The 21395-nt window shown below is 61.2% G+C and carries 19 protein-coding genes; 8 read left to right on the forward strand and 11 right to left on the reverse strand.

What is annotated here, in order from left to right:
* The first annotated feature begins 112 nt into the window (after nucleotides 1–112).
* The 5 genes from QD408_RS10095 to QD408_RS10115 all read left to right on the forward strand — a co-directional run bounded on the left by QD408_RS10095 (nucleotide 113) and on the right by QD408_RS10115 (nucleotide 5100).
* Nucleotides 113–985: a MurR/RpiR family transcriptional regulator gene (locus QD408_RS10095; protein WP_088681409.1), complete on the forward strand. Its 873-nt coding sequence runs from the start codon at nucleotides 113–115 to the stop codon at nucleotides 983–985.
* A 187-nt stretch (nucleotides 986–1172) separates the two neighbouring features.
* Nucleotides 1173–2276, forward strand: a complete 1104-nt coding sequence (locus QD408_RS10100) for an ABC transporter substrate-binding protein (RefSeq protein WP_088681294.1) — start codon at nucleotides 1173–1175, stop codon at nucleotides 2274–2276.
* Between the two features lie 71 nt (nucleotides 2277–2347).
* A complete protein-coding gene (locus QD408_RS10105; RefSeq protein ID WP_088681293.1) occupies nucleotides 2348–3241 on the forward strand; it encodes an ABC transporter permease in 894 nt (297 codons plus the stop codon).
* Nucleotides 3238–4026 (forward strand): ABC transporter permease, encoded by a 789-nt coding sequence (locus QD408_RS10110; RefSeq protein ID WP_088673195.1) that lies wholly within the window; start codon nucleotides 3238–3240, stop codon nucleotides 4024–4026. Before QD408_RS10105 ends, QD408_RS10110 begins: the two co-directional genes overlap by 4 nt.
* 12 nt (nucleotides 4027–4038) lie before the next feature.
* Nucleotides 4039–5100, forward strand: coding sequence for an ABC transporter ATP-binding protein (locus tag QD408_RS10115; RefSeq protein WP_088681292.1), 1062 nt, complete (start codon nucleotides 4039–4041; stop codon nucleotides 5098–5100).
* Between the two features lie 349 nt (nucleotides 5101–5449).
* Here the strand turns inward: QD408_RS10115 and QD408_RS10120 are convergent, their stop codons facing one another.
* From QD408_RS10120 to QD408_RS10140, 5 genes are all read right to left on the reverse strand, one after another.
* Nucleotides 5450–6451, reverse strand: coding sequence for an ABC transporter ATP-binding protein (locus tag QD408_RS10120; protein ID WP_414139207.1), 1002 nt, complete (start codon nucleotides 6449–6451; stop codon nucleotides 5450–5452).
* Nucleotides 6452–6461: 10 nt separating this feature from the next.
* Nucleotides 6462–7523, reverse strand: coding sequence for a Gfo/Idh/MocA family protein (locus tag QD408_RS10125; protein WP_414139208.1), 1062 nt, complete (start codon nucleotides 7521–7523; stop codon nucleotides 6462–6464).
* Nucleotides 7520–8359: a carbohydrate ABC transporter permease gene (locus QD408_RS10130; RefSeq protein WP_414139209.1), complete on the reverse strand. Its 840-nt coding sequence runs from the start codon at nucleotides 8357–8359 to the stop codon at nucleotides 7520–7522. The genes QD408_RS10125 and QD408_RS10130 overlap by 4 nt, the downstream gene beginning before the upstream one ends.
* A 9-nt stretch (nucleotides 8360–8368) precedes the next feature.
* Nucleotides 8369–9316 (reverse strand): carbohydrate ABC transporter permease, encoded by a 948-nt coding sequence (locus QD408_RS10135; RefSeq protein ID WP_088681288.1) that lies wholly within the window; start codon nucleotides 9314–9316, stop codon nucleotides 8369–8371.
* Nucleotides 9317–9565: 249 nt separating this feature from the next.
* On the reverse strand, nucleotides 9566–10825 hold the full coding sequence (locus QD408_RS10140; protein WP_414139210.1) for an ABC transporter substrate-binding protein: 1260 nt from the start codon (nucleotides 10823–10825) through the stop codon (nucleotides 9566–9568).
* Nucleotides 10826–11349: 524 nt separating this feature from the next.
* Between QD408_RS10140 and QD408_RS10145 the strand changes: the two genes are divergently transcribed.
* Both QD408_RS10145 and QD408_RS10150 read left to right on the forward strand, forming a co-directional pair.
* Nucleotides 11350–12231, forward strand: coding sequence for a BadF/BadG/BcrA/BcrD ATPase family protein (locus QD408_RS10145; RefSeq protein WP_414139211.1), 882 nt, complete (start codon nucleotides 11350–11352; stop codon nucleotides 12229–12231).
* A complete protein-coding gene (locus QD408_RS10150) occupies nucleotides 12228–12992 on the forward strand; it encodes a GntR family transcriptional regulator (RefSeq protein WP_088681285.1) in 765 nt (254 codons plus the stop codon). The genes QD408_RS10145 and QD408_RS10150 overlap by 4 nt, the downstream gene beginning before the upstream one ends.
* A 3-nt stretch (nucleotides 12993–12995) precedes the next feature.
* On the opposite strand, the gene QD408_RS10155 is transcribed toward QD408_RS10150, so the two are convergent.
* The 3 genes from QD408_RS10155 to metH all read right to left on the reverse strand — a co-directional run bounded on the left by QD408_RS10155 (nucleotide 12996) and on the right by metH (nucleotide 17581).
* Nucleotides 12996–13397: a type II toxin-antitoxin system VapC family toxin gene (locus QD408_RS10155; protein ID WP_088681284.1), complete on the reverse strand. Its 402-nt coding sequence runs from the start codon at nucleotides 13395–13397 to the stop codon at nucleotides 12996–12998.
* Entirely contained in the window at nucleotides 13394–13627 is a 234-nt protein-coding gene (locus QD408_RS10160) for a type II toxin-antitoxin system Phd/YefM family antitoxin (RefSeq protein WP_088681283.1), read from the reverse strand. Before QD408_RS10160 ends, QD408_RS10155 begins: the two co-directional genes overlap by 4 nt.
* A 180-nt stretch (nucleotides 13628–13807) precedes the next feature.
* Nucleotides 13808–17581 carry a methionine synthase gene (metH, locus tag QD408_RS10165; protein WP_414139212.1) on the reverse strand — a complete coding sequence of 1258 codons (3774 nt, stop codon included), beginning with the start codon at nucleotides 17579–17581 and terminating at the stop codon, nucleotides 13808–13810.
* A gap of 261 nt (nucleotides 17582–17842) precedes the next feature.
* Here metH and QD408_RS10170 point away from each other — a divergent pair, with 261 nt between their 5' ends.
* On the forward strand, nucleotides 17843–19102 hold the full coding sequence (locus QD408_RS10170) for an AGE family epimerase/isomerase (RefSeq protein WP_088681281.1): 1260 nt from the start codon (nucleotides 17843–17845) through the stop codon (nucleotides 19100–19102).
* A gap of 43 nt (nucleotides 19103–19145) precedes the next feature.
* On the opposite strand, the gene QD408_RS10175 is transcribed toward QD408_RS10170, so the two are convergent.
* The 3 genes from QD408_RS10175 to QD408_RS10185 all read right to left on the reverse strand — a co-directional run bounded on the left by QD408_RS10175 (nucleotide 19146) and on the right by QD408_RS10185 (nucleotide 21139).
* Entirely contained in the window at nucleotides 19146–19736 is a 591-nt protein-coding gene (locus tag QD408_RS10175; protein ID WP_414139213.1) for a DUF2799 domain-containing protein, read from the reverse strand.
* A gap of 151 nt (nucleotides 19737–19887) precedes the next feature.
* Nucleotides 19888–20511 carry a DUF2799 domain-containing protein gene (locus tag QD408_RS10180; protein ID WP_414139214.1) on the reverse strand — a complete coding sequence of 208 codons (624 nt, stop codon included), beginning with the start codon at nucleotides 20509–20511 and terminating at the stop codon, nucleotides 19888–19890.
* A 133-nt stretch (nucleotides 20512–20644) separates the two neighbouring features.
* The gene (locus QD408_RS10185) at nucleotides 20645–21139 is read right to left on the reverse strand and encodes a heme-degrading domain-containing protein (protein ID WP_414139215.1); all 495 of its coding nucleotides are present in this window, start codon (nucleotides 21137–21139) and stop codon (nucleotides 20645–20647) included.
* Nucleotides 21140–21395: the final 256 nt, after the last annotated feature.

Raw genomic sequence — 21395 nt, forward strand, 5'->3', positions numbered from 1 at the left:
GTCAAGCGGCCGCTGAAAATTTCTTTTCATGACAGCAGTTGACATGGATTATGACAGCGTTGTTAACTTTGGTTGGGAAAGTGGCGCTAGACCATCCCGGGGAGCAAAATTGGTGACAGTTGCGTCAAAGACGGTTTCGGACGTCATACATTCGCATTTCGGGCTGTTGACGCGCGCCGAAAAGCAACTGGCTGAGAGCCTTCTCGACAATTATCCGGTGTCCGGCCTCGGCAGCATTACCACCATCGCCGAGAATGCCGGCGTGTCCACCCCGACCGTCGTGCGCATGGTGCAGAAGCTTGGTTTCAAAGGCTATCCGGATTTTCAGGCGCACCTGCATCTGGAAGTCGAGGCGACGATTTCCAACCCGATTGCCAAGCACGATCGCTGGGCGCAGAATGCCCCGGGAACCCATATCCTCAACCGCTTCGCCGATGCCATCATGGGCAATCTGCGCCAGACGCTGACCGATCTCGACACCGCGACCTTTGACAGCGTCGCCTCGCTGCTGTCGGACCGCAAGCGCGGCCTCTATTTCGTCGGCGGCCGCATTACCGGCGCGCTGGCCGAGTATTTCTTCACGCATATGCAGGTCATCCGGCCGGCAACGACGCTACTCTCGTCGAACTCCAGCAGCTGGCCGCAATATGTTCTCAACATGAATGCCGGCGATATCCTGATCATCTTCGACATCCGTCGTTATGAGCAGGAAATGGTGAGCCTTGCCACCGCCGCCCGCAAGCGCGGCGCCGAAATCGTCGTCTTCACCGATCAGTGGAATTCGCCGGCCGCCAAACTTGCGCGGCACGCTTTCCGCGTCCGTATCGAAGCGCCGTCGGCCTGGGATTCGTCGGTCGTCACCCTTTTCATCGTCGAGGCTCTGATCGAGGCCGTCCAGAATTCGACCTGGGACGAGACGAAGGAGCGCATGAAGACGCTTGAGGGCTTGTTCGAGCAGACCAAGCTTTTCCGCAAACCGGGTTAGGAGGACAAGATCAAAGAGAGGAAAAACAATAGCGGGCTTGGCGAAAGTGAACGATGCCGTCGCAAATGAAACATCTGTCACAAGCGCCTGCTATTCCGGCAAAATTAACGTCATCCAACCGTCACACAAGCTTCATGTAAGCTGATTAACAGCATCGCCAGACACTGAAACCCGAAGGAGAACAACAGTGATCTCTAACATTTCTCGACTGCTGTCGCTTTCTACTGCGATGATCGTGGCTTCGACCGCGATCGCCGCCGCAGAACCGAGCGCGGAACTGATCGCCGCCGCCAAGAAGGAAGGCACGCTGACCACGATCGCTCTGCCGCATGACTGGTGCGGCTATGGCGAAGTCATTGCCGGCTTCAAGGCCAAGTATGGCCTCGAAGTCAACGAACTGAACCCGGATGCCGGCTCGGGCGACGAAATCGAAGCCATCAAGGCCAACAAGGGCAACACCGGCCCGCAGGCTCCCGACGTCATCGACGTCGGCCTCTCCTTCGGCCCGTCCGCCAAGAAGGACGGCCTGATCCAACCTTACAAGGTATCGACCTGGGATTCGATCCCGGACACCGCCAAGGATGCCGAAGGCTACTGGTACGGCGACTATTACGGCGTTCTCTCGTTCCTCGTGAACAAGGATCTCGTCAAGGAATCGCCGGCTGACTGGGCCGACCTGAAGAAGGGCGACTACGCAAACAGCGTCGCTCTGGCAGGTGATCCGCGCACCGCCAACCAGGCCGTTCAGGGCGTCTATGCCGCCGGTCTTTCCGCATCCGGCGGTGACGCCGCCAAGGCAGGCGAAGAAGGCCTGAAGTTCTTCGCCGAACTCAACAAGGCCGGCAACTTCGTGCCTGTCGTCGGCAAGGCTGCTCCCTTCGCGCAGGGCTCCACGCCGATCATCGTCGCCTGGGACTACAACGCCCTTTCCTGGGGTGAAGGCCTGAAGGGCAATCCTCCGTTCGAAGTCGTCGTTCCGAAGACAGGCGTCGTCGCCGGCGTTTACGTCCAGGCGATTTCCGCCTTCGCTCCGCACCCGAACGCTGCCAAGCTCTGGATGGAATACCTCTATTCGGACGAAGGTCAGCTCGGCTGGCTGAAGGGCTATTGCCACCCGATCCGCTTCAACGATCTTGCCAAGAACAACAAGATCCCGAAGGACCTGCTCGACAAGCTGCCGCCGGCAGCAGCCTATGAAAAGGCTGTCTTCCCGACGCTCGAAGAACAGGCTGCCGGCAAGGAAGCCATCACCAAGAACTGGGATTCCGTCGTCGGCGCCAACGTCAAGTAACATCCAATCCGGCCTCCCCGCCCCAAAGGCGGGGAGGTTTTCTCACTCCGACGCCCCAGGATGAGCTTTTCATGAGTACCGTTTCAACGCCAATGGTGGGCAGCACCCCCTTGATCAACAAAGACCGTGTGATCGACTGGCTGGGTATTGCGCCCTTCATTATTTTCTCTCTGCTGTTCCTGATCATCCCCACGCTTTATCTCGTGGCGGGCGCGTTCCTGACGCCCGAGGGCAATTTTACGCTGAAGAATATCGGCGATCTCTTTACGCCATCGATCATGAGCGCTTACTGGATCAGTATCCGGGTCTCCGTGGCATCCGCTCTCGGCGGCGCACTCATCGGCTTCTTTCTCGCCTGGGCCGTCGTGCTCGGCGGCCTGCCCGCCTCGGTACGCTCGACGCTTCTGACCTTCTCCGGCGTCGCCTCGAATTTCGCCGGCGTGCCGCTCGCCTTCGCCTTCCTCGCAACGCTTGGCCGCACCGGCCTCGTGACGGTTTTCCTGCGGGAATGGTTCGGCTTCAATCTCTATGGCACCGGCTTCAACCTGCTGTCCTTCCTCGGCCTCACCATCACCTACATGTATTTCCAGATCCCGCTGATGGTGCTGATCCTGACGCCGGCGCTTGACGGCATGAAGAAGGAATGGCGCGAAGCCTCTGAGATCCTTGGCGCCACCAACCGTCAATATTGGACGATGGTCGCCCTGCCGATCCTCTGGCCGAGCCTGCTCGGCACGACCCTGCTGCTCTTCGCCAACGCCTTCGGCGCCATCGCCACCGCCTTCGCGCTGACCGGCAGTTCGCTGAACATCGTGCCGATCCTGCTCTACGCGCAGATCCGCGGCGACGTTCTGCACAACGCCAACCTCGGTTACGCCATCGCGCTCGGCATGATCGTCATCACAGGCGTGTCCAATATCCTTTATCTCATGCTGCGCATGCGCGCCGAGCGGTGGCAGAAATGAAAACACAACGTCTCGGAGCCTGGATCGCCATCATTCTCGGCGCATCCTATTTCATCATCCCGCTGATCGGCACCATCGAGTTTTCGCTGCGCATGCGCCGCGGCGAATACAGCCTCGATGCCTATCAGTCGGTTTTCTCGGACGCTCAGTTCCGCGAGACCTTCGGCTACTCCATGCTGATGGCATTGCTCACCATCGTCTTCGGCATGCTGCTCGTCGTGCCGACGGCCTATTGGGTGCGCCTGCGCCTGCCGCAGATGCGCCCGGTCGTCGAGTTCATCACGCTGCTGCCGCTGGTCATTCCGGCGATCGTCATCGTCTTCGGCTACCTCAGAATGTACAATTCCTCGTCCTACCTGCCGCTGACGGGTTCGACGACAGGGACCAACGCCCTGCTGGTCTTCTCCTATATCACGCTGTCCCTGCCCTATATGTATCGCGCCGTCGATACCGCCATGCGCGCCATCGATGTGCGCACGCTGACGGAAGCGGCCGAAAGCCTCGGCGCCCGCTGGACGACCATCATGTTCCGCTGCATCTTCCCGAACGTGATGAGCGGCGTACTCTCCGGCGCCTTCATCACGCTGGCGATCGTCATGGGCGAATTCACCTTCGCCGCCCTGCTCAACCGCCCGGCCTTCGGCCCCTACCTGCAGCTCGTCGGCGCCAACAAGGCCTATGAGCCTTCGGCGCTCGCCGTCATCGCTTTCTCGATCACCTGGCTCAGCATGGGCCTGCTCAACCTCGTTTCCCGCTTCGGCAAAGCCCGCCCGGCAAAGGCTTAAGGTAACCGGCTCATGTCTTTTCTCACACTGAACAACATCCAGAAGTCCTTCGGCCCGGTCCAGGTCGTCAAGAATTTCAACATGAACATCGAGAAGGGTGAATTCATCTCCTTCCTCGGGCCGTCGGGCTGCGGCAAGACGACCGTCCTGCGCATGATCGCCGGCTTCGAAACCCCGACCGGCGGCACTCTGACCATCAACGGCAAGGACCAGAGCGCGCTGAAGCCGAACCAGCGCAATATCGGCATGGTCTTCCAGGCCTATGCTCTCTTCCCCAACATGTCCGTGCACGACAACGTCGCCTTCGGCCTCAAGGTCGCCGGCGCGCCCAAGCCCGAGATCGACGCCCGCGTCAAGGAAATGCTCGGCCTGATCAAGCTCGATCACCTGGCCGATCGTTACCCCTACCAGCTGTCGGGCGGCCAGCAGCAGCGCGTCGCACTTGCCCGCGCGCTCGCCGTCAAGCCGCAGGTGCTGCTGCTCGACGAGCCGCTGTCGGCCCTCGACGCCAAGATCCGCGTGTCGCTGCGCGAGGAAATCCGTCAAATCCAGCAGCAGCTCGGCATCACCACCGTCTTCGTCACCCACGACCAGGAAGAGGCTCTGTCCATCTCCGACCGCATCGTGGTGATGAATGCCGGCAAGGCCGATCAGATCGGCTCGCCCTTCGAGATCTACAACAAGCCGGCCACGCGCTTCGTCGCCTCCTTCGTCGGCACGCTGAACCTGATCGAGGCCAAGGTCGTAGACCCCGACACCAACCTCATCCAGATCGGCGATCAGAAGATCACGCTGAAACAGTCGGTCGCAGCCCACAAGGCCGGCGAAACCATCTCGCTGGCACTGCGCCCGGAAGCAGGCTCGCTCTCCGACACCGCCAGAAGCGACACCGCCCTGACCGGCCAGGTCGTCTCGGCCCACTTCCTCGGCTCGGTCATCCGCACCCGCATGAATGTCGGCGGCAACGTCATCTCCTTCGACATGTTCAACAGCCCCGGTGTGACCCCGCCGCAAGCCGGCGAAACCGTAACCCTCCGCTTCATGGCCGCCGACCTACTCGTCATCAGCGATTGATATTCGCGGGATACCGCTCACGAAAAAGGCGCCGCAAAACGGCGCCTTTTTGTTATTCGGAATGATGCAGGAGACGCCAGCCTTGGGACGAAGGCATGGCCACGAATCTCTTCTCCCCAGCGGGGAGAAGGTGCCGGCAGGCGGATGAGGGGGCCACACGGCACAGCATTGATCGTCCTGCTCTCGGCACAACAATAACAAATGTTCTGCCGTGTGGCCCCCTCATCCGACCCTTCGGGCCACCAACCGGGGTCGAGCCGCGGGTCTCGACCCGTCCTTCGGACCCCCGCTGGGGAGAAGAGGGAACCAAGTCGCCTGCCCACGGCTGAACGATTGATGTTTCAGACCCTCAGCGGATCGCCCGATCATCCGCATCGAAGCGATGCACACGCGCCTGGTCCGGCGTCGCATAGACGATCTCGTCGGGCTCATACTGATGCTCGCCGAAGAGGCGCGCCGTCAGCAGGCCGCACTGCTCGGATTCCAGATAGATGATCGTATCCGCGCCGAGATGCTCGACATGCACGACCTTCGCGGCCCACGTCCCCTGCTCACGCGACAGCGTCATATGTTCCGGCCGCACCCCGATCGTCTTGGCGCTGTGATCGCCGACCTTTTCGCCCGCGATGAAATTCATCTGCGGCGAGCCGATGAAGCCGGCGACGAAGACGTTGGCCGGGCGATTGTAAAGCTCCATCGGCGAGCCGATCTGCTCGATCGCGCCGGCATTCAGTACGACGATCTTGTCGGCCAGCGTCATCGCCTCGACCTGGTCGTGGGTGACGTAGATCATCGTCGCCTTCAGGCTGCGGTGCAGCCGGGCGATTTCGAGCCGGGTCTGGACGCGCAGCGCCGCATCGAGGTTCGACAGCGGCTCGTCGAACAGGAAGAGCTCCGGCTCGCGAACGATGGCGCGGCCGATCGCAACGCGTTGGCGCTGGCCGCCTGATAGTTCGGCCGGCCGGCGTGCGAGATAGGGCGCGAGAGACAGCATGCCAGAAGCCTTGCCGACGCGTTTGTCGATCTCGTCCTTGGGCGTACCGGCCTGCTTGAGGCCGAGGCCCATATTGTCCTTGACCGTCAGATGCGGATAGAGCGCATAGGACTGAAACACCATGGCGATGCCGCGCTTGGCCGGCGGCGTCAGCGTCTCATCTCGGCCGTTGATGACGACGGCGCCCGAGGTGACGTCCTCGAGGCCGGCGATGCTGCGCAGAAGCGTCGATTTCCCGCAGCCGGACGGCCCGACGAAGATGACGAATTCGCCGTCCTTGACCTCGAGGTCGATGCCTTTCAGCACCTCATGCGTGCCATAGGTCTTGCGGATGGATTTGAGTTGAAGCGATCCCACTGTCTTTCCCTTACAATCTGACCGGCTGGCCGGTACGCACGCTCTCGTCGGCGGCAAGGCAGATGCGCAGCGACGCCACCGCATCCGCCATATGGCGGTCGAGGTTCAGATCCTCGCGGATCGCCCTCAGCATGAAGGCCTGTTCCAGGTCGCAGAGCGCCTGATGACCGGGCTCGCCCGTCATCCTCATATCCTGGTCTGGCCGGATGAACTTGCCGTCCGGGCCGGTTTCGGCCGTATGCAGACGGATCACGGAGGTCTTGGTGTGCGTGTCGATGTCGTCGGACTTGGCGTTCGGATCCATGACGATCGACACCGCCCCCTTTGGCGACATCACGTCCTTCACGAAGAAGGCGGTCTCCGAGATCATCGGCCCCCAGCCGGCCTCGTACCAGCCGACCGAACCGTCTTCGAACAGCACCTGCAGCTGTCCGTAATTATACATGTCGGCGGCGATCTCATCGGACAGGCGCAGCCCCATGCCGCGCACCTCGACGGCCCTGGCGTCGGTGATCTGGCACATGACGTCGACATAATGCACACCGCAATCGACGATCGGCGAAGTCGTGCGCATCAGCGACTTGTGCGTCGCCCAGGTCGGGCCACTGGACTGCTGGTTGAGGTTCATGCGGAAGACGTAAGGCGGGCCGAGTTTGCGCGCCTCCTCGATCAGCTTCGTCCAGGACGGGTGATGACGTAGGATATAACCGATCACCAGCTTGCGCCCGGCCTTCTCAGCCGCCGCCACGACCCGCTCGGCATCGGCGACGGTGGTCGCCAGCGGCTTCTCGACGAAGACATGGCAGCCGGCCTCGAAAGCGGCGACGGCATAATCGGCATGGCTGTCGGAATAGGTGTTGATCGAGCAGAGATCCGGCTTCAGCTCCGCAAGCGCCGTCGCGAAGTCGGGGTGAACGGTATAGCCCTGCAGTTCTGGCTCCAGCTTCGGCACAGAGCGGTTGACGAGACCGACGATCTCGAAGCCGGGATTGTTGTGATAGGCGAGCGCATGGCTGCGGCCCATGTTGCCGAGGCCGGCCACGAGGACGCGGATCGGTTTCTCCTGGCTCATTTGACCGCTCCCGAGGTGATGCCGCGGATCAGTTGCCGCGAGAAGATGACGTAGAGGATCAGGATCGGCAGGATGGCGAGCGAGAGCGCCGCCAGCACCGCGTTCCAGTTGGTGACGAACTGGCCGATGAAGATCTGCGAGCCGAGCGTCACGGTCTTGGTGCTTTCCGCAGGCGCCAGGATCAGCGGGAACCAGAGGTCGTTCCAGATCGGGATCATCGTGAAGACGGCGACCGTCGCCATGGCCGGGCGCACCAGCGGCAGCACCAGGCGGAAGAAGATCGCATATTCGGAGAGGCCGTCGATGCGCCCGGCATTCTTGAGATCATCCGAGACCGTGCGCATGAATTCCGACAGGATGAAGATCGCCAGCGGTATGCCCTGCGCGGTATAGACGAGGATCAGCGCCGTCAGCGTATTGACGAGGCCGGCCGCCACCATGCCCTGCAGGATCGCCACCGTGCCGAGACGGATCGGGATCATGATGCCGATCGCCATATAGAGCCCGAGCAGCATATTGCCGCGGAAACGGTATTCCGACAGCGCGAAGGCCGCCATGGCGCCGAACAGCAGCACCAGCAGGATCGAGACGATCGTGACGATGAAGCTGTTCTGGAAATAGGTGGCGAAATCCCCCTGCCCCAGCACCGTCTGGTAGCCGACGAGGCTGAAGGTCGACGGCGTCGGGATCATCAGCGGCTCGCGGAAGATCGAGGCGCGATCCTTGAACGAGTTGACGATGGTCAGGAACACCGGAAACAGCGCGACCAGCGTATAGGCGCCGAGCGCCAGGTGCACGAGGCCGGTGCGGAGGGGAGATGTGCGTGCCTTGGACATGCGCGCTCCTCAGAACTGGTAGCGACGCATGCGCCGCTGGATGACGAAGAGATAAAGCGAGACGCCGGCGAGGATGATGAGGAACATCACGGTCGCAATCGTCGCGCCCATCGAGCGGTCGCCGAGCTGAAGCTGGAAACCGAAGAAGGTGCGGTAGAGCAGCGTGCCGAGAATGTCGGTCGACATATCGGGCCCGGCAAGCGCGCCCTGCACGGTGTAGATCAGGTCGAAGGCATTGAAATTGCCGACGAAGGTCAGGATCGAGATGATGCCGATCGCCGGCAGGATGAGCGGCAGCTTGATCTTCCAGAACTGCGCCCAGCCGGTGACGCCGTCGCATTCCGCCGCCTCGATCACCTCTTCGGGGATGCTGAGAAGCGCTGCATAGATCAGCATCATCGGAATGCCGATATATTGCCAGTTCGAGATCAGCGACACCGCGATCAGCGCCGAACCCGGCTTCCCAAGCCACGGCGCGAACAGGAATTTCAGACCGATGAGATCGAGCATCCAGGGCGCCACACCCCAGATCGGCGACAGGATCAGCTTCCAGATGAAGCCGACGATGACGAAGGAGAGCAGTGTCGGCAGGAATATCGCCGTGCGGTAGAAAGCAACACCGCGCAGCTTCGGCACCGAAAGCAGGGCTGCAAGCGCAATGCCGATCGGGTTCTGCACGCACATGTGGATGACGAAGAAGATCAGGTTGTTGACGAGCGCGTTCCAGAAATCATGCGCCCAGCGCGGATCGCCGAACAGAACCTTGAAATTCGCCAGGCCGACGAAGGCAGGCTGCCCGTCGACCGTATTGTAGAGCGAGAGCCTCAGCGTTTCGATGAGCGGCAGCACCATGACGGCGGAGTAAACGATCACCGCGGGCAGCATGAAGACGAAGATGTGCCAGCGCACCGGGCGCTTGATCGGGACGATATCGGCCGCGTTGTCGGTTTCGCTCATGGCTTTTGCCTTGTTGTTAGATAGATCTTGGAGCCGGGAAGTTGGACTCTTATGCATCGTCAAGATGCCTCTTCGCTAAGGCGAACCGCCATGCCTCGGCATGACGAAAGACCCCTTCTGGCCTGCCGGCCATCTTCCCCACAAGGGGGAAGAAGACTCGCGGAACGATCCCCTCCCTGCCGGAACCACGCATTTGCGGCCGACTAAGCCCCTCCCCCTTGTGGGGAGGGGTTGGGGAGGGGTTTCACATCACTTGGCCGGCTTGTACCAGCTGTCGAGGCCCTTCTGCAGCTTTTCGGCGGCAACCGCAGGCGTATCCGTGCCGTTGATGACGTTGGCCGATTCCACCCAGGTCTCGTTTTCGAGGTTCGGCGTGCCGCGCGACAGGATCTGGTAGGTCGAGCGCACGGTCGACTTGTACGGGCCGCGCCAGGAGACGAATTCCTGGGCAAGCGGATCGGACATCTTGACCGGGTTGGAGTTCAGGCTGAAGAAGCCCGGCAGGGAGTTCGCGTAAATGTCGGCGAACTCGGGCGAAGCGACCCAGCTCAGGAACTTCTTGGCTTCCTCGGCATGCGTGCTCTTCGCGTTCAGGGCAACGCCGATATCCGGATGGTCGGAGATGTAGCCCTGGTCGCCGGCCTTCGGAACCGGCGGCGGGAAGGCGCCCATCTTGAACTGCGCCTGCGTGTTGAAGAGCGCGATTTCCCAGGAGCCGGCCGGATAAATGGCGGCGCGGCCGAGGGTGAAGAGGTTCTGGCTGTCCGAATAGGTCTGGGCTTCGAAACCGTCGCCGAGATAGGGCTTCCACTTGGCAAGCTCTTCATAGGGCTTGACCCAGTCGGCGTCGGTGAGCTTCTGCTTGCCCGCGATCAGGGCTTCACGGCCTTCCTCACCCTTCCAGTAGTTCGGGCCGATGTTCTGGTAGCCCATGGTCGCGGCTTCCCAGAGGTCCTTCGTGCCCATGGCGAGCGGGATATAGGTGCCGTCGGCCTTGATCTTGTCGAGGGCTGCGAAGAACTCGTCTTCCGTCTTCGGAATTGATATGCCGAGCTTGTCGAAGGCATCCTTGTTGTAGATGAAGCCATGGATGACCGAAGCCATCGGCACGCAGAAGGTCGACTTGCCGTCGTCGGTCGACCAGGCCGCCTTGGCGACCGGCGAGAAGTTCTCCATGCCCGGCAGGCTGGTGATGTCGACGAGCTGCTTCTTGTTGAAGAGTTCGAGCGAGGCGTCGAACGGGCGGCAGGTGATGATGTCGCCTGCAGAGCCGGCATCGAGCTTGGCGTTCAGCGAAGCGTTGTATTCGGTCGGCGCGGTCGGCGAGAAGACGATCTTGATGCCCGGGTTCTTGGCTTCGAACGCCGGGATGATCTTCTCCTGCCAGATCTGCAGGTCGTCATTACGCCAGCTTTCCACAGTCAGCGTGACGTCGGCGGCGTGGACGAGACCTGCCGACGTCAGCAGGCTGGAGGCAAGCAGGAAGCTTTTCAGAGCAGTGTTTTTCATTTCCCTCTCCTGTTTAGCGCCGATAGGCGCCGTTTTCGATCTGAAACAAGCAATTGGCGTGCATGAGGAAACACCCAACGCCCCTTGGAGGACCGCCAGCGGCTGCCGGTCCCGAAAGCTCGATAGACGCGAAGGCGGATCGCCTGCGGTCGTATTGCGCACGTTTCAGTGACCTGCACCGGACGCGCTGAAATGATCGGAAAGCCGATGCCCGCCTGAATTCCACCGCCGGCCCGACAGGCCGCTGGCATTCTGGCAATCATCCTCGAAGCGGTTCCGGCTTGGCTTTGCTGCCGATTTTCGTAGGCTTCGAAACGCTGTTCCCTTTTGTCGAATTAAGTCCAAAAAAATACCAATTGTCCAGCCAAATTTTAACTTTTCGCCCAAACAAACTTCATTAAAAAATTTTATTAAGCAAAATCAATACGATAAAAAGATAAAATTTCTCCGTAATTCCCACTTGGTAAATGGTATTTTTTTGGTATTGTAAGAAAAACCAAGGGGAACGGCGTATCGGAGGCCCGATGACGGAGCTTGCAATCGGCATAGATGGCGGCGGAACGAGCTGCCGGGCAGCGGTCGCGGATAAAGACGGCAATGTCCTCGGCCGCGGCAAGGCAGGCCCCGCCAACATTCTGTCCGACCTGGAAAACTCTCTCCTCAACATCGTCGAATCCGCCCGGCAGGCGCTCAGCGACGCCGGTCTCGACGCCGAAGCTGTGACCTCGGCTGTATCAGTCGTCGGCGTCGCCGGCGCCAATGTCATGGATTACGGCCAGCGAATCGAAAGAGCCCTGCCCTTTGCCGAAGGCCGTGTCGTCACCGACGCCCTGATTTCCCTGCAGGGCGCGCTCGGCGATGCCGACGGCATCGTCGGCGCCTTCGGCACCGGCTCGGTCTACAATGCGCGAAGAGATGGCCGGCTGAACGGCATCGGCGGCTGGGGCTTCATCGTCGGCGACCAGGCAAGCGGCGCCCGCCTCGGCCGCGACCTCATGGAACACGCGCTGCTCGCCCATGACGGGGTGCGCTTGGGATCGGCGATCACGGAAGCGGTCATGGCCGAATACGGCAACGACCCGGAGCGCATTGTCGATTTCGCCCATACGGCGCGGCCGACGGATTTCGCCCGCTACGCGCCCATGGTCTTCAAGCATGCCGCCGAAGGCGATGTGGTTGCGATCGGCATCGTCAAGGATGCCGCAATGGCGATCGGCGAAAGCCTCGACGCGCTGCTCTGGCCGGAATGCCCGTCCATCTGCCTGCTCGGCGGCCTTGCGGAAGCCTACGAGCCCTGGCTTTCCCGCTACAAGCCGCTGCTCGCCAGGCCGAAGAACGATGCGCTGCAGGGCGCGGTGGAACTTGCGGTCAAGCTCCTGAACGATCAGCAGAAAGGTGCGGCATGACCGACGATCTCGCCACCCTCCTGTCCCTGCAGCGGCTACAAGCGGCCGGCACCGGCCCGCTCTATGTCAAGCTGCGCCGCACGCTCGAAGAAGCCGTGCGCACCGGCACGCTCGGCCACGGCGATGCGCTGCCGCCGGAACGCGACATCGCCGAATTCGCCGCCGTCAGCCGCGTCACCGTGCGCAAGGCGATCGACGAACTCGTCGCCGACGGACTGCTGGTGCGCCGCCACGGCTCGGGCACCTTCGTCGCCAAGCCGGTTTCCAAGGTCGAACAACGCCTGTCGCAACTCACCTCCTTTACAGAGGATATGGCGCGCCGTGGCATGTCGTCCCGCTCCGAATGGCTGCACAAGGGCGTCCACACCCCCTCGCCCGACGAGATGATGATCCTCGGCCTCGGCACCGACGTGAAGGTTTCGCGCCTCTCCCGCCTGCGCATCGCCGACGACCAGCCATTGGCGATCGAAAACGCTAGCGTCTCCGGCGAATTCCTGCCCGACCCCTCCGCCGTCACCAATTCGCTCTATGCCGAGCTCGAACGCCTCAACGTCCGTCCGGTGCGCGCCGTACAGCGCATATCGGCGACCAATATGAAGGAAGCCGACGCCCAGCTTCTCGGCGTTCCCGTGGGTGCGGCCGGCCTGTCGATCGAGCGCATCTCCTATCTCGGTTCCGGCCGCGCCGTAGAATTCACCCGCTCGCTCTATCGCGGCGATGCCTATGACTTCGTGGCCGAGCTGACGATTGGGGTCACATAAGCCCTACCAGAAACGGGCGATCCAAAGTTGATTTCCGGCGAGTTCATCGAAGACCACGTCGGCGGAGATGATCGGTATCCCATTCTCCATGGCGGTCGCAGCGAGAAACCGGTCGAACGGATCACGATGCGCCCAGTCCATTGTGGCTGCGGCCAGACAGACGTCCGCGGTCAATGCTGCTGCAATGGCGCCCTGCTCCTGCAACAAGTCCGGCAGCCGGCTGACGAAAGGCTGCATCTCCGGCCATTTGCCGAGACGCACCTTCTGTCCGATTTCAAACAGGGATATCGGGCTGACAAGAATGGTCTCAGCCTTTTCGATCAGAGCGATCGCCTTGGCCGAGAGCCGCTTGTCGCCTGTCAGCGACCACGCCCAGGCATGGGTGTCGAGCAGAAGCGAATTCACTCGATCCCTTCCCAGGCCGCGACTTCGCTTTCCTCAATAGGCTCGAAAAAGTCCGGCCCATCTCCAGCAACCTGCCCTTTGAGCAGACCGATCTTGAAGGAAGACTGCACGATCGGAATGATCTTCACGACAGGCTTGCGCCCCTTGGCGATCACCACTTCCTCACCGGAAAGGGCGGCATCAATCAATTTCGACAGATTGGTCTTTGCCGCATGAATGGTCACTTGCATCGCAGCCCTCATTAGCTAACTTGGCTAAGAATATCATGCCGATCTCGATTCCGCTATCGAATTCAAACAGCCGAACTGGGGGAATTATCGAGCCACATCAAAAGCATGAAGCCGGAAGGTGAATCACTTTCCGGCTTCATTGTCTCTTGATTCATCACATTAAGAACGGCGAGCGCGTCTCTACGCCGCGTCCTCAATCTCCTCATCCGCCTTGCGAGGCACGTAGTTCAGCACCGGCCCAAGCCACCGCTCGACCTCGGAAATCTCCATGCCCTTGCGCTTGGCATAGTCTTCCACCTGATCGCGCTCCACCTTGGCGACGCCGAAATAATAAGAGTCGGGGTGGCCGATATAGATGCCGGATACGGACGAGCCGGGCCACATCGCGTAGCTTTCCGTCAGCTTCACGCCGGCGGTTTTTTCCGCATCGAGCAGCTTGAAGAGCGTCGCCTTTTCCGTGTGGTCGGGCTGGGCGGGATAACCCGGCGCCGGGCGGATACCGGCATAGGCTTCACCGATGAGATCCTCGTTGCTGAGGTGCTCATCTCTCGCATAGCCCCAATATTCGCGACGCACCTCTTCGTGCATGCACTCGGCAAAGGCTTCGGCGAAACGGTCGGCCAGCGCCTTGACGAGGATCGAGGAATAGTCGTCGTTCGACCGCTCGAAACGTTCGGCGATGGCGATTTCCTCGATGCCGGCCGTCACCACGAAGCCGCCGACATAATCCTGCACGCCGCTCGTGACAGGCGCCACGAAGTCCGAAAGCGCCACATTCGCACGCCCGTCCCGCTTCGAAAGCTGCTGGCGAAGCGTGTAGAAAGTGGCAAGCTCCTGGCTGCGGCTTTCGTCGGTAAAGAGGCGGATATCGTCGCCGACGGCGCCGGCCGGCCAGAAGCCGATGACGGCGCGCGGGCGGAACCACTTCTCGTCGATGATCTTCTTGAGCATGGCCTGGGCATCGGCCCAGAGCGCACGCGCCGCCTCGCCCTGCTTCTCGTCTTCGAGAATGGCCGGGAAACGGCCGCGCAGTTCCCAGGTCTGGAAGAACGGTGTCCAGTCGATGTATCTGGCGAGTTCCGCCAGATCGTAATCCTCGAACACCCGTGTGCCGAAGAACTCAGGCTTCGTCGGCTTGTAGGCCGACCAGTCGACCTTATGCGCATTCTCGCGAGCCCGCGACAGAGGCAGGCGCACCTTCTCCGCTTCGCTGCGGGCATGGGCAGCCGCCACCTTGGCATATTCGGCCCTCACATCGTCGACATAGCCCTGCCGCGTTTCCGGCGAGAGCAGCGCCGAGACGACGCCGACGGCGCGGCTCGCATCGGTCACGTAGATCGCCTGTCCCTTGTCGTAGCCGGGATGGATCTTCACGGCGGTATGCACGCGGCTGGTCGTGGCGCCACCGATCAGCAGCGGGATCTCGAAGCCCTGCCGCTCCATTTCGGCCGCGACATGCACCATCTCGTCGAGCGACGGCGTGATCAGGCCGGAAAGGCCGATGACATCGACCTTTTCGGCAATCGCCGTTTCGAGGATCTTCGTCGCCGGCACCATGACGCCGAGGTCGACAATCTCGTAATTGTTGCAGGCAAGCACGACGCCGACGATGTTCTTGCCGATATCGTGCACATCACCCTTGACCGTCGCCATCAGGATCTTGCCTGCCGACCGCCGTTCTTCGCCGCCGTTGAGGCGCTTTTCCTCTTCCATGTAGGGCAGCAGCACTGCGACCGCCTGTTTCATGACGCGCGCCGACTTGACCACCTGCGGCAGGAACATCTTGCCCGAACCGAACAGGTCGCCGACGACGTTCATGCCGGCCATCAGCGGCCCTTCGATGACGTGCAGCGGACGGGCGGCCTGCTGGCGCGCCTCCTCCGTATCGGCTTCGATATATTCGGTAATGCCGTTGACCAGCGCATGTTCGAGACGCTTCTCGACGCTCCATTCGCGCCAGGAAAGGTCCTGGACGCGGCCTTCCCTTGCGCCGGCGCCACGGAAACGCTCGGCCACTTCGAGCAGCCGCTCGGTGCTGTCGGCGCGGCGGTTCAGCACCACGTCCTCGCAGGCCTCGCGCAGCTCGGGATCGATGTTATCGTAAACGGCGAGCTGGCCGGCATTGACGATGCCCATGTCCATGCCCGCCTGGATGGCGTGGTAGAGGAACACGGCATGCATCGCCTCGCGCACCGGCTCATTGCCGCGGAACGAGAAGGACAGGTTGGAGACGCCGCCGGAGATATGCACGAGCGGCATGCGCTCACGGATCGTCCGCGTCGCTTCGATGAAGTCGACGCCGTAATTATTGTGCTCCTCGATACCGGTCGCGACCGCGAAGATATTCGGGTCGAAGATGATATCCTCGGGCGGGAAGCCGATCTTTTCCGTCAAGAGCTTGTAGGCGCGCGTGCAGATCTCGACCTTGCGGTCGTAATTGTCGGCCTGCCCCGTCTCGTCGAAGGCCATGACGACGACGGCAGCACCGTAATTGTGCAGGAGCCGCGCCTGGGCGAGGAAGTTCTCCTCGCCTTCCTTGAGCGAGATCGAGTTGACGATCGGCTTGCCCTGCACGCGCTTCAGGCCGGATTCGATGATCGAGAATTTCGACGAGTCGATCATGACGGGCACGCGGGCGATGTCGGGCTCGGCGGCGATCAGGTTGAGGAACTCGACCATCGCCTTTTCGGAATCGATCAGGCCCTCGTCCATGTTGATGTCGATCACCTGCGCGCCGTTCTCGACCTGGTCGCGCGCGACATCGAGTGCTGCAGTGTAATCGGCATTGGTGATCAGCTTGCGGAACTTCGCCGAGCCGGTGACGTTGGTGCGCTCGCCGACATTGACGAAAGGAATGTCCTTGGTCAGCTCGAAGGGTTCGAGACCGGACAGCGACATGAACGGGCGATGCTCGGGAATCGGCCGCGGCTTGTATTTCGCGACGGTCTCGGCAATCGCCCTGATATGTTCCGGCGTCGAGCCGCAGCAGCCGCCGACGATATTGACCAGGCCTTCGCGCGCGAAGCTGTCGATCTGCGCCGCCATCAGCTCCGGCGTTTCGTCGTACTGGCCGAACTCGTTCGGCAGGCCGGCATTCGGATAGGCGCAGATGAAGGTATCGGCAACGCCCGAAAGCTCCTGCAGATGCGGGCGCATCGCATTGGCGCCAAGCGCGCAGTTGAGGCCGATCGTGAAGGGATTGGCATGGCGCACCGAGTTCCAGAAAGCCGAGGGCGTCTGGCCGGAGAGCGTGCGGCCGGAAAGGTCGGTGATCGTGCCGGAGATCATCACCGGCAGGCGCACGCCCTTGGCCTCGAAGCGCTCCTCGCAGGCGAAGATCGCGGCCTTGGCGTTCAGCGTGTCGAAAATCGTCTCGATAAGGATGATGTCGGCGCCGCCGTCGATCAGCCCGTCGATCTGTTCGCCATAGGCGTCACGCAGGTCGTCGAAAGTGACGGCGCGGAAACCGGGATTGTTGACGTCGGGCGAGATCGAAGCGGTGCGGTTGGTCGGGCCGATGGCGCCGGCGACGAAGCGGCGGCGGCCGTCCTCGCGCTCGGCGCGGATTGCCGCGCGGCGCACGATCTCCGCACCTTCCTTGTTCAGCGCATAGACCTCGCCTTCCATCTGGTAATCGGCCTGCGCGATGCGGGTCGAGGAGAAGGTGTTGGTCTCGAGGATATCGGCGCCGGCCTTGGCGTATTTGTAATGGATCTCTTCGATCGCATCCGGCTGGCTCAGGATCAGAAGGTCGTTATTGCCCTTCTGATGGCAGGCGCAGCCGATGAAGCGCGTGCCGCGAAACTGGTCTTCGTCATAGCCCAGCCCCTGGATCTGCGTGCCCATGGCGCCGTCGAGAACAAGGATGCGTTCGCTCGCAGCTTTCTTCAAAGCCGCGAAAACTTCACTGCCGTCACGCTTGCCCCCTTCGGGACCAAAGAGATTATCGAACACGGGAGGGCTCCTTGACGTCGTAAGACCAGACTTCCAAATCACATAAAGATATCTTTATGTCAATATATGCCTGGCGATTTCCTGCTTTTCAAGCCTCGAGCGCTGCGCCTCTTTTCAGAGAAGCAACATCTTGAATCTGCGCGCATTGCGTCAACCGAAACCGCTTCCGATTTCCAAGCAGGCGCGCTAATCGGATGACAGACTCGCCCGACCTCTATATAGGCGTTTGCGACATCGTGCGCACGAAATCGGAGGAGTATCATGGCACCTGCAACCGCCAAGGCCACACTCGGAAACTGGACGACCCGCGCCTATCATCGCGGCTGGCTGCTCGCCCAGGCCAACGGCCTCTTCGATTTCTTCCAGCACAATTCCATCAACCCGAAGGGCGGCTTCTACGATCTCGACGACACCGGCAAGCCGCTCGATGCCGAGGGCCAGGTTCGCGGTATCCACATCGCGGCGCGCGCGGTGCATTGTTTCTCGATCGGCGCCCTGCTCGGCCGTCCCGGCGCCTCCGACGTCGTCGACCACGGCATGGATTATATCTGGAACCATCATCGCGACCGCAAGAACGGCGGTTACTTCTGGTCTCTCGACAATAATGGTCCCGTCGATTCCAACAAGCAGGGCTACGGCCATGCTTTCGTTCTCTTGGCCGCCTCATCCGCCAAGACGATCGGCCATCCGCTCGCCGACGGCATGCTCGCCGACATCACCGAGATCCTGAACACCAAGTTCTGGGAACCGCGCCATGGCGCGATCGCCGAAGAATTCACCGCCGACTGGCAGCCGCTCGACGGCGGCGTCTATCGCGGCCAGAATTCCAACATGCACCTGACCGAAGCGCTGATGGCCGCCTTCGAAGCCACCGGCGACAGGCAATACCTGACCAAGGCCGAAAGCATCGCCGATCTCGTCATCCGCCGTTCGGCCGGTTCGGTCGACTGGCGCGTCGCCGAACATTTCGATGCCGAATGGAACCTCGATAAGGATTACTACCATCCGAACGAAATGTTCCGCCCGGCCGGCACGACGCCCGGCCATTGGCTGGAATGGGCCCGCCTCATCCTGCAGCTCTGGGCGCTCGGCGGCAAACGCATCGAATGGATGCCGGATGCGGCGAAAGCCCTTTTCGAGCAATCCATGGTCCTCGGCTGGGACAACGACAAGGGCGGCTTCTTTTATACGCTCGACTGGGCGGATAAACCGGCCAAGCGCAACAAGCTCTGGTGGCCGGCCTGCGAAGGTGCTGCCGCCGCACACTTCCTCAACGAGCACCTGCCGAGCGACTATCACGAGGAATGCTACCGCAAGATCTGGAACGTCATCGAGCGCGCCTTCATCGACCACAAGAACGGCGGCTGGCATGAGGAACTGACGGAAGACCTCGTGCCCTCGCACTCTCTCTTCCCCGGCAAGGGCGACATCTACCACGCCCTCCAGGCCTGTCTCATTCCGCTCTTCCCGGCGACGGGCAGCCTGACGAAAGGCATCCTGGAGGCCGGCGGCAGGCTCTGAGGCGAAAGCCTCACGAGCCCCGTGCGGTATTTTGCATTTACAGCTAGCTCTCGAACAGACGCACCGCTATATCTGCATCATTGAGGTCGCGTCGCACACGATCCTCTTCGTCGCGTATATCGCGAAGTTTCCGTTCAAGGTCTTGCACAATCGCCCTATTGGCATAAGAACTTGCTTCCGCAGGATCTTTCTTCATCTTTTCCTGCAGCTCTTCAAGCTCTTCTTCCTTCTCTTCATAGTCGTCTTCAAGCTGCGCCAGCTTCGATTTGAGCGAATACTGACGATAGCCGACCTCGTGGCCGCGCAGGAACTCTGCTTCAGTGTTGGGTAGGCATAGACCGTTATAACCGCGCCCGTGCTGTCCTTGCCAGAGACCGCTCTCCGCTGTGCAATAGCGCAGTAGGCCTTTCTTGTAGCCTTGGTTCCAAAGAGTGATGTCCGGGACGACCTTCACTCGTTTGCAGGACTTGATATGCCCTTCAAACCGCGCTTGCGGCAGATAACCGTTGAAGCCGTCGGTGAAACCTATCCCTTTCCAATCCCCGGCAAGGCATTCCTTCTTGGAGATCGTGTAGCAGGAGGTCAGGAGCAGACTGATGCCGAGGGCGGCAAGGACGAAAAACAAACGCAGCATAACGCTCTCGAATTTAGAACAAAACAAGAACGAAATAACAGTTCCACACCCGTTCGTCTACGGACGCACGTCAGTTTTGGCGATTTTATTTTATCGCGAAGGAACAGCCTCTCCGGTCAAGTCGAGACCGATAGCAAGCTCCGAAGCCGGATCAATAACCCGGCGCAGGCAATGCGACGTTCGGATTCCGCTGGAACCACTCGACATCCTCGTTGACGCGGTCGAGATCGTCCTGCACGTCGCGCTGGTCGCGGCGGATGTCGTGCATGTCGTCTTCCAGATCCTCGATCCGCCGGCGCAGCTCGGATCTCTCCTCGTCCTTGGCGTCTCTCAGCTTGTCGGAAAGCTCGTCGATGCTGATTTCCTTGGAGCTGTAGTCGTTCTGCATCGAGGTGAGGCGTTCCTGCAGCCCATGCTGCTTGGCTCCGAGGTTAAATCCGCGCAGGAAGCCCGGTGCCGTTTCCGGCGGGCAGACATTGGCATAACCGCTGCCCGCCTGGCCGCGGGCGAGCCCGCTGAGCGGCGTGCAATAGCGCACGAGGCCCGTCTGATATCCCTGGAACCAGATCGTCTGGTCGGGCACGATCTTCACCCGCTCGCAGGATTTCGCATGCGCCGCGAAGCGCTGCTGCGGCTCATAGCCCGCCGCGCCGTCGCTCTCGCCGATCACCCGCCAATCGGCGGCGACGCATTCCTCCTTGGAAAGCGTGTTGCAGGAGACGAGAAAAAGACCAAAACCGATGGTGGCAGAAAGCGCGAGGAACAGGCGGATCATGGTGTCCCGGGTGAGGTTAAGGAGGGCGATGCCGCACCTTAACCGCGGGACAAGCACACGTCACCGGAGGGAGGCCGCGATTTTGCAATTTTCGTGGCTTTTTTCTGTCAAAATTGGGGCAGAAACCACCGGATCAAAACGAGGCGAGCCGCAGCGTGTCCAGATCCTTCGCCAGCATCAGCGCCAGGGCCTCGACAACGAGATTATGGTCGTCGCGCTGCGGCAGGCCGGAGACCGTGACTGCACCGATGCAGCCCGTGCCCCTGACGTTGATCGGGAAACTGCCGCCATGCGGGGCATAATCGTCGCCGGAAAGCCCGTTGTCTTCGACCGTCTTGCCGTCCTTCCGGAGCTTCAGACCGGAAGCATAGCTGCTGTGGAAATAGCGCAGCACCATGTTGCGCTTGCGGCGGACCCAGTTGACATTGTCGGGCGTCACGCTTGGGAGCGCCACATAGAAGACCGGCATCGAATGCAAGGTCACGTCGATCGCGATGCCGAGGCCGCGCTCGGTACCGAGTTCCTGCAGAAGCTTGCCGAGCTGCCATGCCGTCGTGAGATCGAAAGCGTCGAAGCTCAGCGCCTCTTCCTGCTCCGCGATCCGGCTGAGATCGTTCTCGATGGTCATGAAAAGCCTCCTCTGCCGCATTGATCCGCTGCAGACCATTCTCGCGGGAGGCGAAAAAGTAAAGCAAAAACTTGGATCTGCCCCCAGAGCCTTTCCGGGTTAGATTGCAGCATTCTGTTGGCTCAAACGGAGTCGGATGGTCGACCGGCCGGCGCGCGTCGTAGCCCAGGTCTACGGCCAAGCCGGCCGGTCGATTAGGCGGCCCGTTTCAGCCAACCCGAAGGGCCGGGCATCTTTCCGCCAGGATCAAAGGCGA

It is taken from the genome of Rhizobium sp. BR 249, assembly GCF_047445895.1.
Classification (GTDB): domain Bacteria; phylum Pseudomonadota; class Alphaproteobacteria; order Rhizobiales; family Rhizobiaceae; genus Rhizobium.

Coding starts and splice junctions, on each gene's coding strand:
- QD408_RS10105 (WP_088681293.1), top strand. CDS start 2,348: ATGAGTACCGTTTCAACGCCAATGGTGGGCAGCACCCCCTTGATCAAC.
- QD408_RS10110 (WP_088673195.1), top strand. CDS start 3,238: ATGAAAACACAACGTCTCGGAGCCTGGATCGCCATCATTCTCGGCGCA.
- QD408_RS10115 (WP_088681292.1), top strand. CDS start 4,039: ATGTCTTTTCTCACACTGAACAACATCCAGAAGTCCTTCGGCCCGGTC.
- QD408_RS10125 (WP_414139208.1), bottom strand. CDS start 7,523: ATGAGCCAGGAGAAACCGATCCGCGTCCTCGTGGCCGGCCTCGGCAAC.
- QD408_RS10130 (WP_414139209.1), bottom strand. CDS start 8,359: ATGTCCAAGGCACGCACATCTCCCCTCCGCACCGGCCTCGTGCACCTG.
- QD408_RS10135 (WP_088681288.1), bottom strand. CDS start 9,316: ATGAGCGAAACCGACAACGCGGCCGATATCGTCCCGATCAAGCGCCCG.
- QD408_RS10140 (WP_414139210.1), bottom strand. CDS start 10,825: ATGAAAAACACTGCTCTGAAAAGCTTCCTGCTTGCCTCCAGCCTGCTG.
- QD408_RS10145 (WP_414139211.1), top strand. CDS start 11,350: ATGACGGAGCTTGCAATCGGCATAGATGGCGGCGGAACGAGCTGCCGG.
- QD408_RS10150 (WP_088681285.1), top strand. CDS start 12,228: ATGACCGACGATCTCGCCACCCTCCTGTCCCTGCAGCGGCTACAAGCG.
- QD408_RS10160 (WP_088681283.1), bottom strand. CDS start 13,627: ATGCAAGTGACCATTCATGCGGCAAAGACCAATCTGTCGAAATTGATT.
- QD408_RS10170 (WP_088681281.1), top strand. CDS start 17,843: ATGGCACCTGCAACCGCCAAGGCCACACTCGGAAACTGGACGACCCGC.
- QD408_RS10175 (WP_414139213.1), bottom strand. CDS start 19,736: ATGCTGCGTTTGTTTTTCGTCCTTGCCGCCCTCGGCATCAGTCTGCTC.
- QD408_RS10180 (WP_414139214.1), bottom strand. CDS start 20,511: ATGATCCGCCTGTTCCTCGCGCTTTCTGCCACCATCGGTTTTGGTCTT.
- QD408_RS10185 (WP_414139215.1), bottom strand. CDS start 21,139: ATGACCATCGAGAACGATCTCAGCCGGATCGCGGAGCAGGAAGAGGCG.